Genomic DNA, 16,466 nt, shown 5'->3' with positions numbered 1-16,466 from the left:
AGGGGCTGATTTCGAACAGGAGGACAACATGAAAAACGCATTATTGAATAAAGGTATTATACAACAATCCAGCAAGGGACACAAGGATAAGGTAACCCTTATGGCGGGAGCAATCTATTTCACCCTATTACATTTTACTGTTCACTTATTTGATTATAATTAAGTTTCTCACCGGCTATTTCCAGCCCAGTTGAATTAACTCTTCTTGTGAATAAGAAATCGTCACTTTATTCAGCTTTAAGATCATCAACATAACTAACACAAATACGTTTATTTCCGTCTAAGCCACCAGTTTTTAATATCAGCTTCGAATGTATTTGAATGATTTCTTCTATTATAAGTATCATCATTTAAACATAATAATCCCATCGAAGCCCCTGCCGCCCCGATGGGATATTTTAATCCAACGCTTATATGATATACCATTTCTGCACACCCAGGATTTTTTGCCCTTATTTATGGTATGGCTCTCCATATCATAGGCAAGGGATAAAAAACTAGTGAGTAATACAAAAGCTGTGCAGAGTATTAGTAGATAATACGGATCTGTACAGCTTCATTATGGTTATTAGGTTTACATTTCCAGAACCCGCTCCTGAAATTCTTCTTTACTTCCTATGATTTCATAGGGTTCGTATTCACCGTAAGCACTGGGGCGGCTGATTGTCACCAATTGAACACCATTATGTCCGATTAGTTGCTGAAGGTTTTCTGCATAATCCGCCAATGCTTTTCCGTGTCTAGTCTTCACTGCAATACAACCTTTTTCATCAAACTTCTTGGCTACCAGATAGCACATGCTTTAACACCTCCTGAAAATCTTGTTCCTTTAATATCTTACCATATTCATATTCCTGACGCAATATTCTACCTACTAAATCAGAATATCCCCTCTTATATAGATATTTATGCAGCCAGTTGTTCAATTGCCTGTCATAATAAGTATTTGATTGAATTTCTATAGGATAATGGTAATGGTCGGGCTGGAAATAAATGTGGACACCTCTATACCCATCATCTTTCGCCTTGCCTTTACTCATATCTACTATTCTTATCCCATCTGGAATGTTGCCATTCAAAAGAGTATCATAGTTATCCACCAGCATCCTAAAGCCCAAAATGTCATTGAATACTTTTTCTACCCGCATTTCAGGATAAAATTTTTCATACTTACGTAAGCATGAATCAAAACTTTTGATTCTATAATCCAAGTCAACTACTTCCAATGTTTCTATTCCTCGATAAAAGCGTATCATTGTTGTTACTTCATTGAATAGATCTTCTACCTCAAACCTTCTAAGACTGTTCTTTAAACTTTTTTCTAAAGAACTTTTATAGCTCAAAGTATTCAAAATATTTATTGATAATCCATTCTTTTCAAGCTCCTTAAGCAAATCCAACCTCCCTCTTATTTATAACGCACAGTATCTTTTCATATTACTTAAAAGCTCTTGCTCCTACATTTATCAGATTAATATTATCTAAGCCCTCTACGATTTCTCTGATTCCAGCGTTGTTAATAGTAATGCCTACCGTTCCTGCGCATCCCAGACATTTCGCCCTTATTTATGGTATGGCTCTCCATTTATAATCCGATAGCTGCGGTATACCTGCTCCAGTAAAATCACCCGCATCAACTGGTGCGGAAAGGTCATCCTGGAAAAGCTCAGTTTATAATCTGCTCTCTTTAAAACAGCATCAGAGAGCCCCAAAGACCCTCCGATGACAAACACGATCTGGCTGATTCCGCCCACTCCCAAAGAATTGATTTTCCCTGAAAGCTGAACCGAATCCAGCATTTCCCCGTCAATGGCCAAAGCGATCACATACGCCCCATCCTTGACCGAAGAAAGGATCCTTTCCCCTTCCTTCTCCCGGATCTGTCTCTCAACCGCTTCACTGGCCGAGTCCGGTGTCTTTTCATCGGCCACCTGGACAATATCCAGCTTGCAGTAGCGGCTCAGTCTTTTGCTGTATTCCCCGATGGCATCTGTATAAAACTTCTCCTTTATTTTCCCCACAGTTACCAGAGTGATCTTCATTGGTATCTCCTTTATGTGTCCAGTTCTTTCTTCATCATGGCAATCAAAAGCTTAACCATATCTCTTGTTGGTTTTGTGTGTTCTGTCTTCACCTTCCGCACCACTTTCCCATCAGGCTTTACATTGATATGAAAGATGATCCGTAAAAACGATTCTACCTCATCCCAGGCATCCCGGCTCTCAGGGATTAAGTCCAGTCCCATCTGAAATACATGAAACATCCCCTCATAGACAGAAACCCGCCGCTTCACTCCCACGTCTTTCAATTTATCTGCCACAGTCAGGGTGTCGCTTAAAAGCACCTCATAGCTTCCCACCTGCATGAGAACAGGAGGAAACCCTTCATATTCCCCGAATACCGGAGAAATGTAAGGAAGGCCGGGGTCCTCGCCGCCAATATAGTCCGAATTGTAAAGCATATTATCCGTAGAATTTCCAAACAGGGGATCGATCTCATAATTGGACACATAGCTTTCCCCGCTGTTGGTCAGATCCGTCCATGGAGACATGGTGATAAAACCTCCGGGAAGGGCGATCCCGTGATCCTTAAGATACAGCCCAAGCGCCAGGCATAATCCGCCTCCGGCAGAATCCCCGGCCACCACAATATGCTCCGGCCGGTATCCTTTTTCCTCAACAAGCCACTGGTAAGCTGCCACCGAATCCTCCAATGCCGCCGGATAAGGATATTCCGGTGCCACCCGGTAGTCAAGAGTCAGCACGTCCCCGCCATAACTTCGCTTGGAATACCGGACTGCAAACCTGCGGTAAATGTTCTTCATCGGCCCGATATATCCACCGCCGTGAAGCTGTAAGATTACCCGGTCCGTCACTACTCCCACAGGGCGGAGATACTCCATTTTCAATTGCCCCAGCTCTATGATCTCATATTCATATCCCGCCGGACAAACCCAGGCAGGCTCCACAGGACTTCTTCTCAGCTCTCCGGTGCGGATCGGCTGTTTCAGCGAAGTTTCCATTACATTCTGCATCATATCCCTCACAAGATTTCCCCGTACACTCACTTTTTTCCGGCCCATCAACAACACCCTCCTTTTCCGGCGTGTTTTTACACATGAAACCGCCTTTTCAATTCTGTTTTCACACTTCTGTCTCCAAGCACAATCGTAACGGTCAGAATGATCATCGTTACAGCAACGGTAATCAAGGCCAGAGACGGTCTGGTAAGGAACCCGGCCGCCCATAAAATCAAAGGAATAAAGCTGAACACCGTAACAGCAATCTGATACATGAAATAGCTCTGCCAGTTCATCCGGTTCACCAGGATCAGAGAGACCACGGATAAATCTGCAAACAGAATGGTGCTTGGAATCCCGTAATTCACGGACCAGCCATTATATCCTGTAGAATGGTCCAGAGCCACTAAAAGCGCCTGAGCCGCCACCGTCTGCAAAAGAATCTTTGATGCCAGGTTTGCATGGCGCAGAATGGAATATTCCACCGTAAGAGTCGTATAGGCCATAAGCACAATGGCAATGACGGACCACAAAGAACCGGAATAGGTGGCGTAATTAATGCCCCCTAAAACAGCCCCCACCAAAAACAGCAATCCGTAAAAAATAACTGCCAGCTTCTTAATCCGCTTCCGGTCATACCGGATCTGGGGATACATGCCAAGATCATCCCTGTTGTCCGGGACGCCGTTGCTCTCCAGACTCACCGGAATCTCCATTTCTCTTAAAAAGCCGAAGAAACGGTCCTGGAGCCTGGTGTCCTGAAATACGGAAGTAAAGGTTACGATCACCTCTTCCCCATAGGCGCAGACCCCACATTTTACAGGCTGCCTCTTGGAAACGCCGATCATCATGGTAATCCTTTCGATTTCCTTTTTATAGTCTTCTTCTATTTCAATGGGTCCGATATTGGAAAGAGTCATGGTGTAGGCTTTATCATTTTTCCGGAAAATCAGGTTTAAAACACACCATTTTACAAAAAGGGGTGCGATCCGCAGATACCATTTCTTTTCATTGGAAACATTGTAGGAAATGATTTGCTCCATTTTTTCCTTTGTGATCTTTAAATCCATCTGCCGGCTCACCGCCTCCAGTATCTCTGAAAAAGTATGCTCCTCACCGGTGGATAGAAAGTCAATCAGCGTCACGGCAAAAAAATTGGCGGTTGTATCCGAGCCGAAAAAATTCCTCAAATTAATGGGAATGCTGATGCCAATGGATCTTTCACAGGGCTTTTTCTCAAGATATTCCAGATAAATGGCCCAGATCAGCGCTGCCGTCAAAAATCTGGTGATGCTGACCCCACAGCTTTTGGCGGCCACCTTCAGCATCTTTAAATCCACGTAACCGTGAAGAACATTTTCCTCATCAAGAGGAAGGGCTTCTCCGGTCAGATGATAAGCCTTTCTGGAACTGTATTTTCGCTTTACGGTCTTTTTATAATGACGGACATAGCTGTCCTCCACGTTCATGGAAACATCCGACGATATTTTCTGGGGCGCCTGATGATCTGCCCTGGAATTTTGTTTAAGATCCAGATACCGGTAAACCAGGGCCTTTAAAAAGTTCACCGCTCCCAGACCGTCTGTAACCGCATGGAATACCTCCAGATTGATCCGTCTGCCAAAATAAGTGACCCGGAACAAAAAAAGCTGGTTGCTGTGAGGATCAATGTATTTGCAGGGATAAGTCGTCTCCCGTTCGATCACAGGCATCCTCTTATTGTTTTCAAAATAATACCAGAAAAATCCCCTGCGCAGCCTCACTGTAAATCCTTCAAACTGAGGAAGAATCTCTTCCAGTGCCCTCTGCAGGGTGCCCGGGTCCACCTCTTCCTTTAAAACTGCGGAAATCCGGAATACATTGCTTAAATTCTCGCTGGCTATGACCGGAAATATCTTTGCCGTATTGTCAAGCCGTCTCCAACGCTCTCCCTGGGGACTTCGTTTCATACTGACGGTGCCTCACTTCCCTGTATCCATAAAATCAAGCCGCATGTCATACCAGACCGCTCCTCCGTGCACAGACCCGGACACTCCCATGTTCCGGTATCCGAATTTTTCGTAATATTGAATCAGCCTGTCCTTGCAGGTAAGGATCATTCCTTTCCTGCCCCTTTTCTCTGATTCCTCTATCAAACGCTTCATAAGAGCTGCGGCAACTCCCCGGCCCCGCCACTCTTTTATTACATCAAGTCCAAATACGCTTTGGTAATCGCCATCCGGATCATGAAAATCCGGATTCTCAAACATTTCGTCACAAATAGTATTCCCGTCTGTGGCACATCCATTAATAAAACCGATGATCGTCCCATCAGAAAGCTCTGCTACAAAAAAGCTTTCCGGAAAATGATTGATCCTCTGTTCAAAGGTTTCCCGCCCTGCGGCCTCTTCCGGCGGAAAGCAAAGGGCCTCCACCTTTGCCACCCGGTCTAAATCTTCTTTTCTCACTCTTCTGATACTGTAATCCATCCCATCGTTTCTCCGTCTTCATAATTGCCCTGGTCCAGGGCTTTTTCTTTCCCAAAATTTAAAGAAAAGGCGGATCTCCCCGGTATCCCGTTGGAAATCCTCCTCTTTCTTTTTCTAGACGCGAAGGTTAAATCCCCCGCAGCAAACTGCAGGGGATTTGACCCTTGCAGCATTGGCCGGATTCAGGAATGCAACCATTCCTGACCTGACTCATTGCTTGCAGAAATAATATCCCACGCCCCACTTGGTATGCACATATTTAGGGTCGCTGGGACTTGGTTCGATCTTCTCCCGCAGACGCCTTACATGAACGTCTACGGTACGGACATCTCCCGTATCCATAGCTTTATTTCCCCATACGTAAGTAAGAAGCTGTTCCCTGCTGTAAACCTTACCCGGATTGCAGGTAAGAAGCTCCAAAAGGTCAAACTCCTTTGCCGTCAAATTGATCTCTTTCTCAGCAATAAACACTCTTCTGCTGTCCCGGTCCAGCTTTAAATCGCCGGCTATCACCACCTGGCTGTCATCCTGGCCGTCACGCTTGTTCTTTTTGGCATTCCGGCGCATGATGGCCTTGATCCTGGCCTTTACCTCAAGGATGTTAAAGGGTTTTGTGATATAATCGTCGGCACCGTATTCCAGGCCCAGGATCTTATCCATATCATTGCCCTTAGCTGTCAGCATGATGATGGGCATCTCGGAAAATTCCCGGATGGCCTGACACACTTCATACCCGTCATATTTGGGAAGCATGACATCCAAAAGGACTACATCATACTCTTTCTGCTTTGCCAGATTAATGGCTTCCTCCCCGTCATAGGCACAGTCCACATCCATACCGTCCTGTTCCAAACTGAATCTCATTCCCTTTACGATGAGTTTTTCATCGTCCACTACTAAAACCCTTGCCATACTACACCTCTGTTCCTCTATATTTAAACCGTTATGTCTTCTTTAATTTTTTGAAACGCTGCATCTTTGATTCCGGATATCTTCATAATATCCTCGATTTTCTGAAATCCGCCCCGGCTCTCCCGATATTTAAGAATATCGTTGGCCTTGGCTTCTCCGATTCCCCGCAGGGTCATCAGTTCCTCTTTGGTGGCCGTATTTAAATTCACTTTGGTTTTCTGCGCCTTTGATGAAGCCTCCGCCGGCAAAGAAAGTTCTCCCCTGGCTTTGGCCGCCTCCGCCTCTTCTTTATTGAGAACCAGGATCTTCATGCCATCCGTAACCCGCTCCGCCATATTTAAATATTCTGCCCCAGCCTGGTCTGTGAATCCGCCTGCTTTCTCAATTGCCTGAAAGACCCGGCTTCCTTCTTGAAGCTCATAAACACCGGGAGAAACAACTTCTCCGCAGATATGTACGTAGAAAGGCAGGACTGTTTCCTCTCCTGCACTTCCTAAGCTGCCCTCCGCCGCCTCTAAAGCCAACCGGCCGGTTCCGTCGGAAACTGACTCGGTACCCCCTGCTGCCTGACCCCCGGCTCCTGTTGGACCGCTGTCTCCCGGCCTGCCGTCGCCTTCTGCCTGAATTCCGGTATCCTTCTCTCCGGAAGGAAAAGCCAATGACTCTGACAGAGACATCCCAGACCTACTGTCCTCCTGGCTTCTGTTGAGGCCATAACACAGACCCGCCGCCAAAACACACAGGGCCATAAGGGCGATTTTAACTTTCTGGTATTTCATGATATCCCTCCTCTTACAAAAATCTCCAAAAAAGGATACCATCTTCAGCCTATATTACTATTCTACCTAAAGAAATAGGTAAATACAAGCACTATTTCCAAATTAATTAAATATCATGATTCCGATGATGGCAACAACTGCGCCGATCAGTTTTTTCCATTCGAATCCCACCTTTTCAACGCCAAATAAGCCGAACAGCTCCACAGCATAGGCCACAATGATCTGGGAAACTACAATGATCAGGGCTGCTTTGGCCGGACCCAGGGCCGACATACTCCTTACCACCGTATAGGTAATGAAAGCGCCCATAATACCTCCCAGCAGCAGGTATTTGGGCTGTACGTCAAAAAGGCTGGAAATGTTCTCCCTGCCGGTAAAATACCACAGAATGATGCAGGTCAAAAAGGCTGTAAGCTGCACCCAGCCTGTTGATACCCACATACTGGACTGCTTTGTCACTCCCGTATTAAAAACCCCTTGAATGCTCATAAGCGCCCCGGATATAAGAGCTATAATAAAGCCTGTCATTAAAGCAACCTCCGTATCTCCAATTTGTATATAATGAATCAACTGGATATGCAGGCATATCCCCTTGATTCACAAGCTCTCAGGCTTGAAAGATGTTTTTCTTTCAACCTCACTTCTTTAACTAGGTTGTGCTTTATTTGCATTTTTATACTGAATTTACAATTTGATTACAGTTCATCCATTCAGAAACATATGCCTTTCAGAAATAAATTCTATCCGCAAATGATGAATGGCATGGCTTGACAAGCCTTAAGATTTGCGCTATACTCACAGCAAAATTATATAAATCACGCACGCTAGGGGAGCCTTTGGCTGAGATTGGTAGAAACCGAACCCTCACTACTTGAACCGGATAATGCCGGCGTAAGGAAGCAACAGTAGTCCCCTCCTGCGCACATAAAGGAGGATTTTTTATGTCATTTTTTCTAACTTACTCTGTGGAAAATGAAGCGTATTTATTAAGGCCGGCCGGATATGTGCTGGTGATCGTTCTGTTTGCCGCAATTCTTTTCACCCTGCATCTTCTGGGCAGAGCCGCTTCCAAATCCCAAAAACTGCAGACCCGCCAGCTTGTTTACTGCTCAGGCGCCATGGCTCTGGCAATGGTAACTTCCTTTATCAAATTTGCCTCCCTTCCTTTTGGAGGTTCCATCACCCTGTTTTCCATGCTGTTCATCTGCCTGATCGGCTATGTTTACGGTGTAAAAGCCGGGATCATGACCGGCGTTGCCTACGGGATTTTACAGTTTATCACAGAACCTTATATATATGCTCCTCTCCAGGTTCTCCTTGACTATCCCTTAGCCTTCGGCGCTTTGGGGCTTTCAGGGCTGTTCAGCAATAAAAAACACGGCCTTGTAACCGGTTATGTGGCAGGTGTCCTAGGCCGTTACCTGTGCCATGTGGTTTCCGGCTATATATTCTTTGCTTCCTATACGCCGGAAGGCATGAACCCAGTGGTTTATACTCTGGGTTATAATGCCACCTATATCCTGCCGGAACTGATCGTAACCGTTGTGATCCTGTATCTCCCTCCCGTACTGGGAGCCATTGGGCAGGTGAAGCGGCAGGCCGTAAACAGGTAATCAAAAAAGAACCATTGCTCCATAGATGGTCAATCTATTTTGCAATGGCCTCCCAGTTTTCATATTTTATTTTTTAAGGGTTGCCAGTACCAGATGTCTTGCCAGCACAGCCGTTGTTACCGCTCCCACACCTCCTGGTACCGGAGTTGCCATGGATGCAGTCCCTTCTAAAGAATCAAAATCCACATCTCCGCAAAGCTTTCCGTTTTCATCCACATTAATTCCCACGTCAACCACCACAGCATCCTTTCCCACATAAGAGGCATCCACCATTCTGGCTCGCCCGGCGGCAGCCACAAGGATCTGGGCATTTTTACAGGTTTCCTTTAAATTTTCCGTGCGGGTGTGGCAGATAGTGACCGTTGCATTTTCCTTTAGCATCAGCATGGATAAGGGGCGTCCCACGACCATGCTTCTGCCCACAATGGCCACCCGCTTTCCGGTGAGAGATATATCACTGGCCTTTAGGACCTCCACCACTGCCTCTGCCGTACATGGTGCAAATCCCGTATCGTCTCCGGCAAATACTTTGGCAATATTTTCGGGAGATATGCCATCTAAATCCTTTTCCGGATAGATCATATGCTCGATGTCTTTTTCCCTTATCTGCTTTGGCAGAGGGCGCAGGAGAAGGATGCCGTCAATATCCGGATCATCATTGATTTTTGCAAACTCTTCCTTAAACGCTTTATCGGTTATATCCTGGGGAAACGCAAAGCTTTCCCCTTGCAGGCCAAAGCTTTCCATTTTCTTTAAAGCTCCCCGTTCATAGGATAAGTCGTCAGGCCGTTCTCCCACCCGCACAATGGCAAGCTTGGGAGTCTTTCCTTTCCAGCCGGTCAAAAGACCTTCCACCTGTTCTTTGATTTTTGCAGACACGGCTGCTCCCTTTAAGATTATCACGTCTGTTCTCCTCCTTATTATGCCTTTAATGCAGCTTCCACTCCTGCATAAATGGCGTCAGCCTTTCTGATCCCGTCCTCTGCCAGCTTATCTGCCTGGGCCTGAAGCTGTCCTGCCTTTTCCCGCTGCTTCATGGATTTTGTATTGATAGAAACATTCATCTTTGCTCCTAACAGGGCGGAACGGACGAACTGCACCCCAACACCCACATCACTGACAGCCAGGCGGCTTCCCTTTTCTGCCAGAACCTCCATGATATCAAGGGTTTCAAGGGCCCGCTCCATAACCATGAGAGGAACCAGGGTAGCGCCTAATAGATGCGTTTCCAGTACTTCGTCTTTATGCTTTTTTTCTTCCTCCGTACCGGACGGAAGGCCATATGCTGCCGCCAAGGGGACAAATACAACTTCATCTTCATCTGCAAGCCTTAAAAATTCGCTTTTTAAAACTTCCAGCTTTTCAAGGAATGACTGCATTTCTTCTTCCACATCGGCATACCGCTTCTTGCCAAGGGTTAAGTTCACCACCATTTCTCCCAAAGCCGCTCCCATGGCGCCGCCAAGACCCGCCGCTCCGCCGCCGCCCGGCGTTGGGCTTTTTGAGGATAATTTTTCAAGGAATGTGTCAATTGTAAAGTCTTGTACCATAACTATTGATCCGCCTTTCCAACCGCATTTTATTTTCCATTATTATATAGGGGTTTCTATAAAAAAACAAGTTTAACTTGTCAGGCAGAACTTATTCAGAGGAATTTCATGGAAATCTTGCCAAGCTCTGACCGGATCCTGATATTTCCACATTTTGCCGCTATGGGAGACAATATTTTCATCCTATCCTCCACCCCCTCATAGCTGCTGGTAATCTGATTATAATTGAAAAAGAAATGTCCCGCTATTCCAAAAATGTCTTTTTCTCTTTGAATACACACCTTTTTCATAAAGGATTGAAAACTGCCGCAAAAAACTGGTATGTATAATTTTATTCAAATTGGCTATTTAATAAATACCAGTTTTTCTATATCATAGAGTTTAATAAAAATATGAGAGAATTTTTGAGGGAGGAAAAAATATGAACAACAATCCAACGAAAAAAATCGTTTTCAGTGCCTTGATGGCAGCCCTTACCGCTGCAGCCACTATGGTAATACATATACCATCTGCATTCAGCGGGTATATTCATTTGGGAGACGGAATGGTATTGCTAAGCGGCATGCTCCTGGGTCCAATGGCCGGCGGGGCCGCGGGAGGGATCGGCTCTATGATGGCGGATTTGCTTTCAGGCTACGGCTTTTATGCTCCGGCTACCCTGATCATTAAAGCATTGGCTGCATGTTCAGGCGGGTATTTGTACAGACATCTGCCTTACAGGGGGCGGGGAGGAGGCTTTCGTACACTGCCTTTTCTGGTCGCCGGAACGGTATCCAGCGCAGTAGTCACAGGGGGCTATTTCCTGTTTGAGCTTACAGTCTATGACTGGCCCGCTGCCGTTTCTAATGTCCCCTTTAATCTGGTGCAGAATCTGTTCAGTCTGATTGCTGCCGGGGTTTTGCTTCCTGTTCTTCTGCGGGTTCGCGAAATACGGGAACTGAACAGCAATTCGGCTTCATGACAGAAAAGAAAGCTCAGGGATCCACTCTCCTTGGGCTTTCTTTTTGGGCCTTAACCTCAATAACTTTTCATAACCTCATCTCTTGTCGGAATCGAAGGCGCAGCCCCGGCTCTGGATACTGCAATGGAGGCCGCCTTTGCCGCATGATCCAAAGCCTGTCCGGAAGCTTCTCCCAGGGCAAGTCCACCTATGAAATAGCCTGTAAAGGTATCTCCGGCCCCGGTGGTATCAACCACATGCACCGGATAAATCTCCTGCTCAAACACCTGATCCCCGTCTTTGAATAAAGAACCATCCTGGCCCAGGGTTAAAAGGATCTTTGCCTTGGGAAATTTCTCAGCAAGCTGATCCAAAAGCTCTCTGCCGCTCCCGGACTTTTGACAGATATCCTGGGCTTCAATCTCATTCAATATGAAAAATTCCACATAATGAAGAGGATAAGTCCATATTTTGCCGTTCATGGGAGAGGGATTCAAAACAATCCTCATTCCTTTCCCATGTGCCTGTTCCATGATATATCCCACTTCATTGATTTCGTTTTGGAGAACGAGAAAGTCTCCTTCTCCAAACTCACTTAAAACTTCATCTGCCTGATCCTTTGTTATTTCCTGGTTCGCTCCCCCATACAAAAGAATGCCGTTTTGTCCTTCCTTATCCTTTTGAATGATGGCATGGCCGGTCTTATTTTTCAGCCGCTTAACATTTCTTGTATCTATGCCAAACTGTTCCAGCTCCTGGGTCAATATTTCGCCGTCCTGCTCCCCAACCGCTCCTGCATGCCAGACCTTGACGCCGCTTTTGCTCAGTGCAAGGGACTGATTTAAACCTTTTCCACCACAAAATATCTCCAGAGAATCAGAGGATATGGTTTCCCCCTCTCTTACAAAATGATCCACCTGGTAAACATAATCAATATTCAGAGAACCAAAATTCAATATCTTCATATACTGCACTCCTGTCCAATTCCCACGGTACTGCTTCTTATCATCAATTTCGGTTCAAATACCGCAATCTTATTTTCTTCTTTTTTCCCTTTGATCTGGGAAATCAGCCGTTTTACAGACTCCACTCCCATTTCGTATACGGGCTGTCTGACCGTTGTAAGAGGAACTGCCATCATCTCCGCATACAAAACATCATCATATCCTACCACCGATATGTCTTTTGGTACTTTCATATCATATTTAGATAGCTGCCTGCACACTCCAAAAGCAGAAAGGTCGTTACAGGCAAATACTGCTGTGAATCCACGGTGCATCAAGGCAGCCACAGCATTGGCCCCGCATTCCATGGTATAATCGCCTTCATAAACCAGATTTTCATCAAAAGGAATATGAAATTCCTGCAGGGCACGGACATATCCTTTTAATCTTCTCTCTGAATCCGCCAGTCGGGCAGGGCCTGTTACACAGGCGATCCTCTTATGGCCAAGCTCTGCTAAATGTCTCGCTGCCAGATATCCGCCCAGTTCATGATCCAATATTACTTCGGCACAGTCCGAATCCGTAAGAAAACGGTCCAAAAGCACAAAGGGCATCTGCAGTTGTTCCAATAAGGCAACTGATTCTTTACCTGCTGTCTCATCACTTTCTCTGGCCATGACATAGATGATCCCGTCCACGCCCTGGTCAGCCAAAAGATGGATATATTCCATGTCTCTCTCATGGAGATCATTGGTATTGCACAGTATCAGCGTTCTCTCATGTTCCCTGCAGCACTCCTCAATCCCCTTTACCATATGGGCATAAAAGACATTCCCAATGTCAGGAATAATAAGGCCTATGGTTTTGCTTCTCTTTTTGACCAGACTGACTGCCAATTGATTGGGCCGGTAGTTAAGCTTACGCGCCGATTCCATAATGCGTTTTTTTGTATCATCTGGTATCTTATAGGCTTTCCCGTTTAATACCAGAGAGACCGTAGTCACAGAAAGTCCCGTGTCTGTTGCAATATCCTTAATTGTCGCTCTCATCCTCGATCCTCACTGCTGCCATGTTTGTCAATGCCCGTATTGCACTTAAGTAATCCGCGATTTGTACACATTCATTGGGCTTGTGTGCCATATCCGCGGAACCTGGTCCAAATAAGACGGTGGTCATCTCTTCTCTTCCTTCCGCCAGTATGGAGGCGTCCGTAAAGTAAGAGATTCCGGAATAGGCCTCCTTAATTCCGGCAGCCTCCATACTTTTTACCAGCCCGATAACTCCCCCGGAAGCCTTGTCCGCCTCAATGGTTATTCTGTGATTCTTGATCCGGGTAACCAGACTGGGGATTTCTCCGTATTTCCGGCTGATCTCCTGAAATACCGTCTCCAGCCGCCTAAGAATACTTTCATAAGTAAGTCCCGGCACAGTACGGATATCCATTAAAACCGTGCACAGATCCGGTGTCATGTTTGGCTGTATTCCTCCTTGTATCTCAGTAATCTGGGCAGTAGCTCTTCCAAGGACCGGATGGTCATGGCAGCGAATCCAGTCTCCCAGACGTTCCACAGCTTCATATGCACAGGTGACTGCATTACAGCCTTCTTCCGGATATGCTCCATGGCTGGTCTTACCTCTTACTTCCAGTTCCAGCCAGATACAGCCCTTTTGTCCGATCCCCACGGTGCAGCCCGTAGGTTCTCCAATCAGCAAAACCGACCCTTCCATCATATGGCCCCCGGAAATAATGGCCCTTGCTCCGGCTCCTCCCCGTTCTTCGTCGCATGTTCCAAGAAACTGGATGGAAGTCCCCGGCTTTTTCCCGGTCTCTCCCAGCATTCCCAGAACATATACCATGGCAGCCAGTCCGCTCTTCATATCACTGGCTCCCCGCCCAAAGAGGAAGCCGTCCTGTATTACCGGGGTCCATGGCGGCCTGTCCCAGCTCTCCAGCTCTCCGTAGTCCACCGTGTCCAGATGCCCATTCCAGATCATTCCCTTGACCCCATCCGCTCCCGGGATCAGGGCAATTACATTTCCCCTTTCATCCCCAATATCCTGAACAAAAGCCTTCACTCCATGGCTGTTTAAGTATTGGCAGATAAATTCCGCAGCCGGCTTTTCTCCGTCTTTTCCGTTAACTGTCCTGATCTCCATCAAATCCGTTAAAAGCTGTACCGCTTCCTTTTCCCAGCCTTGTTTTTCCATTTCCAATCCTCTATTTTTCCGTCAGCCAGTCAAGGATCCCCTTCCAAAGCTGATCGTAATATTCCCACTCACAAAATTCCGGCGGCGCCCAGTGCGGAGCGCAATCCGTGGTAAAGGCTGCACTTCTTCCCTTTCCGTAGGTTCCCAGTGCAAGAAAGGGATCATTTTCTATGGTAACGGGTACAATGGCTTCCGGTTTTGCCACGGTCTTATTGTATCCCAATACCTCCGGCCAGTTTAAGGGAAGTCCGGATATGGCCTCATGGCTTTCTCTTACAACAGGCTTTGCTCCGTCACAGTGCTCCATTCTGTCATCAACAGTCAGAACCTCTACAGGAAGGACTTCCTGGACGGCCGTGTCATGCCATTTCCCCTTTCCATCCACACCGGAAAATGTCAAATATCCTCCTATCATCAAAAGAGCGCCTCCCTCCAGAACATAATCCCGGATCAGCTTACTGCGGTCCGGCATCTTCCGGCTATGAGTAAAGGTGGCGGCCGGCAGCAGCAGAGTATTTGCTCCGATATCGGACAAAATGACCCCGTCATACTGCTTTAATTCCTCCATGGTAAACGGAAACCCGTCTGATGCTAAGTGATTCGGAAGGAACGTCACCTCATAACCGGCTTTCTCCATGGCCTTTTTCAGCCATTTTTCTCCAGTCTCATAGGTAGAGGTATAAAAAGAATCAAACCCCTTTACATGTGTAGTATAACTCATCCAGGATTCTCCTGCCAATAGAATTTTTTTATTCATCTGTCCTGTCTTCCTTTCCCCATTCTAAAATCAATTGTGCATAGATATGAATCGCTTTAAGATAATCCTCTATGGGAATATACTCGTTTACGGAATGGCATTGTTCCAGATTTCCGGGACCAAACTGAATGGTTGGACATCCGGCCATGTTTCTCCACAGCCTGGAGTCGCAGCCAGCCGGTGAGCCCTTTATGGCCACTGGTTTTCCCTCCGCTTCTTCAAACGCTCTTTCAAAGCTGTCTACAAACGGTCCCTTTTCCATCTCAAAAGGACCGCCGGCCTGATAAATACTGATCTTTGGCATATGCTCCCGCAGCCACAAATCACTTTCTGCAAAACGCCTGATCTCGTCTGTGACCTCAGCTACCACTTGTTCATGGCTCATCTGACCGGGAAGATAATGGATGCACATTTCAAATTCACAGTCTCCGGCAACCGTTGATCCTGCACTTCCTCCATGAATGGTCCCTACATTTAAATTAGGGGCCGGAAGAAGGGGATGCTTATAGGTAAGGAGCCAGCCGTGCTCCAGTTCATTAAGCCGTTCTATGATCTTTATTGCCTTTTCAATGGCACTGACCCCCAGCCATTTTGCGCCGGAATGGTTGGACTTCCCTCTTAGACCTACCTTCATAAATACAAATCCCATATGAGCCAGGATCAGCTCTCCGGACGTAGGTTCACAGACCACCACTCCATCCGCCCGTTTTCCTCTCATAACCGCCTGAATGGAGCCGTTGCCGCCGCCTTCTTCATCACATACGGAGCAAATGTGGACGTGAACAGGAAGAGGGATCCCGGCATCCTTTAAAAGCTTTACAGCCATGACGGAAGCCATAAGCCCCCCCTTCATATCTGCTGCTCCCAGGCCGTACAGTTTGCCGTCTGCTATCTCGGGAGCATGAGGAGGTACATTCCACAGGGACTCATCCCCAGGAGGCATGGTATCCATGTGTCCGTTAAACATCAGGCTTCTGCTTTTCTGACCCTTAAAAACAGCATAAACATTAAAGCGGTCCTTATAGTCATGACCGGGATTGCCTTCCCCAAATTTCTCTATAGAAGCTGTAATCGTCTCTTCTGTCATGGGATCTCTTTCTATCTGATCCGCCCCAAACTCTTCCAATAACCGGATTAAATATTCCTGTCCTTCTTTCTCTCTTCCTCCGGCAATCCCATGTCCCAGATCCCGGGTATCTATGGCGATCAGTTCTGATAAACATTTAACATATTCTTCCCGGTTTCTTTCCAGTACTTCTCTTAACCTTTCCATCAT

The 16,466-nt window shown here is 46.4% G+C and carries 19 protein-coding genes and 1 riboswitch; of the genes, 3 read left to right on the top strand and 16 right to left on the bottom strand.

Annotation, left to right across the window (positions count from 1 at the left end; all coding sequences use genetic code 11):
- Positions 1-28 precede the first annotated feature (28 nt).
- A complete protein-coding gene (locus tag ACYVD3_RS16870) occupies positions 29-163 on the top strand; it encodes a hypothetical protein (protein ID WP_460643648.1) in 135 nt (44 codons plus the stop codon).
- Between the two features lie 411 nt (positions 164-574).
- Here the strand turns inward: ACYVD3_RS16870 and ACYVD3_RS16865 are convergent, their stop codons facing one another.
- From ACYVD3_RS16865 to ACYVD3_RS16825, 9 genes are all read right to left on the bottom strand, one after another.
- Positions 575-799 (bottom strand): DUF6718 family protein, encoded by a 225-nt coding sequence (locus tag ACYVD3_RS16865; RefSeq protein ID WP_460643647.1) that lies wholly within the window; start codon positions 797-799, stop codon positions 575-577.
- Positions 771-1,394, bottom strand: coding sequence for a nucleotidyltransferase family protein (locus tag ACYVD3_RS16860; protein ID WP_460643646.1), 624 nt, complete (start codon positions 1,392-1,394; stop codon positions 771-773). Before ACYVD3_RS16860 ends, ACYVD3_RS16865 begins: the two co-directional genes overlap by 29 nt.
- Positions 1,395-1,562: 168 nt before the next feature.
- On the bottom strand, positions 1,563-2,042 hold the full coding sequence (rlmH, locus tag ACYVD3_RS16855; protein WP_460643645.1) for a 23S rRNA (pseudouridine(1915)-N(3))-methyltransferase RlmH: 480 nt from the start codon (positions 2,040-2,042) through the stop codon (positions 1,563-1,565).
- A gap of 11 nt (positions 2,043-2,053) precedes the next feature.
- The gene (locus ACYVD3_RS16850) at positions 2,054-3,082 is read right to left on the bottom strand and encodes an alpha/beta hydrolase (protein ID WP_460643644.1); all 1,029 of its coding nucleotides are present in this window, start codon (positions 3,080-3,082) and stop codon (positions 2,054-2,056) included.
- A 29-nt stretch (positions 3,083-3,111) separates the two neighbouring features.
- Positions 3,112-4,968 carry a DUF6320 domain-containing protein gene (locus ACYVD3_RS16845; protein ID WP_460643643.1) on the bottom strand — a complete coding sequence of 619 codons (1,857 nt, stop codon included), beginning with the start codon at positions 4,966-4,968 and terminating at the stop codon, positions 3,112-3,114.
- 12 nt (positions 4,969-4,980) lie between these two features.
- The gene (locus ACYVD3_RS16840) at positions 4,981-5,487 is read right to left on the bottom strand and encodes a GNAT family N-acetyltransferase (protein ID WP_460643642.1); all 507 of its coding nucleotides are present in this window, start codon (positions 5,485-5,487) and stop codon (positions 4,981-4,983) included.
- A 210-nt stretch (positions 5,488-5,697) separates the two neighbouring features.
- Positions 5,698-6,399 (bottom strand): response regulator transcription factor, encoded by a 702-nt coding sequence (locus ACYVD3_RS16835; protein ID WP_460643641.1) that lies wholly within the window; start codon positions 6,397-6,399, stop codon positions 5,698-5,700.
- 23 nt (positions 6,400-6,422) lie between these two features.
- The gene (locus tag ACYVD3_RS16830) at positions 6,423-7,178 is read right to left on the bottom strand and encodes a helix-hairpin-helix domain-containing protein (protein ID WP_460643640.1); all 756 of its coding nucleotides are present in this window, start codon (positions 7,176-7,178) and stop codon (positions 6,423-6,425) included.
- Positions 7,179-7,280: 102 nt separating this feature from the next.
- The gene (locus tag ACYVD3_RS16825) at positions 7,281-7,706 is read right to left on the bottom strand and encodes a DMT family transporter (protein ID WP_460643639.1); all 426 of its coding nucleotides are present in this window, start codon (positions 7,704-7,706) and stop codon (positions 7,281-7,283) included.
- 288 nt (positions 7,707-7,994) lie between these two features.
- Positions 7,995-8,093, top strand: a riboswitch (TPP riboswitch).
- A 26-nt stretch (positions 8,094-8,119) separates the two neighbouring features.
- On the opposite strand from ACYVD3_RS16825, the gene thiT reads away from it, so the two are divergent.
- On the top strand, positions 8,120-8,791 hold the full coding sequence (gene thiT / locus ACYVD3_RS16820) for an energy-coupled thiamine transporter ThiT (RefSeq protein ID WP_460643638.1): 672 nt from the start codon (positions 8,120-8,122) through the stop codon (positions 8,789-8,791).
- 66 nt (positions 8,792-8,857) lie between these two features.
- Here thiT and ACYVD3_RS16815 read toward each other — a convergent pair whose 3' ends face one another.
- The gene (locus tag ACYVD3_RS16815) at positions 8,858-9,694 is read right to left on the bottom strand and encodes a bifunctional 5,10-methylenetetrahydrofolate dehydrogenase/5,10-methenyltetrahydrofolate cyclohydrolase (RefSeq protein ID WP_460643637.1); all 837 of its coding nucleotides are present in this window, start codon (positions 9,692-9,694) and stop codon (positions 8,858-8,860) included.
- Positions 9,695-9,711: 17 nt separating this feature from the next.
- Positions 9,712-10,341, bottom strand: coding sequence for a cyclodeaminase/cyclohydrolase family protein (locus ACYVD3_RS16810; RefSeq protein ID WP_460643636.1), 630 nt, complete (start codon positions 10,339-10,341; stop codon positions 9,712-9,714).
- A 421-nt stretch (positions 10,342-10,762) separates the two neighbouring features.
- On the opposite strand from ACYVD3_RS16810, the gene ACYVD3_RS16805 reads away from it, so the two are divergent.
- Positions 10,763-11,302: an ECF transporter S component gene (locus tag ACYVD3_RS16805; protein ID WP_460643635.1), complete on the top strand. Its 540-nt coding sequence runs from the start codon at positions 10,763-10,765 to the stop codon at positions 11,300-11,302.
- 56 nt (positions 11,303-11,358) lie between these two features.
- Here the strand turns inward: ACYVD3_RS16805 and ACYVD3_RS16800 are convergent, their stop codons facing one another.
- From ACYVD3_RS16800 to ACYVD3_RS16780, 5 genes are read right to left on the bottom strand one after another with little or no spacing between them, the layout of a single operon-like run.
- Complete coding sequence (locus tag ACYVD3_RS16800) at positions 11,359-12,246, bottom strand: ribokinase (protein WP_460643634.1); 888 nt, start codon at positions 12,244-12,246, stop codon at positions 11,359-11,361.
- The gene (locus tag ACYVD3_RS16795) at positions 12,243-13,274 is read right to left on the bottom strand and encodes a LacI family DNA-binding transcriptional regulator (RefSeq protein WP_460643633.1); all 1,032 of its coding nucleotides are present in this window, start codon (positions 13,272-13,274) and stop codon (positions 12,243-12,245) included. Before ACYVD3_RS16795 ends, ACYVD3_RS16800 begins: the two co-directional genes overlap by 4 nt.
- Complete coding sequence (locus ACYVD3_RS16790) at positions 13,258-14,433, bottom strand: M20 family metallopeptidase (RefSeq protein WP_460643632.1); 1,176 nt, start codon at positions 14,431-14,433, stop codon at positions 13,258-13,260. The genes ACYVD3_RS16795 and ACYVD3_RS16790 overlap by 17 nt, the downstream gene beginning before the upstream one ends.
- Before the next feature lie 10 nt (positions 14,434-14,443).
- A complete protein-coding gene (locus ACYVD3_RS16785) occupies positions 14,444-15,190 on the bottom strand; it encodes a glutamine amidotransferase (RefSeq protein ID WP_460643631.1) in 747 nt (248 codons plus the stop codon).
- A complete protein-coding gene (locus tag ACYVD3_RS16780) occupies positions 15,183-16,466 on the bottom strand; it encodes a M20 family metallopeptidase (RefSeq protein ID WP_460643630.1) in 1,284 nt (427 codons plus the stop codon). The genes ACYVD3_RS16785 and ACYVD3_RS16780 overlap by 8 nt, the downstream gene beginning before the upstream one ends.

The organism is Lacrimispora brassicae (genome assembly GCF_054772055.1).
The sequence above is the reverse complement of the archived record's forward strand: the minus strand, read 5'-3'. Positions and strand labels throughout refer to the sequence as shown.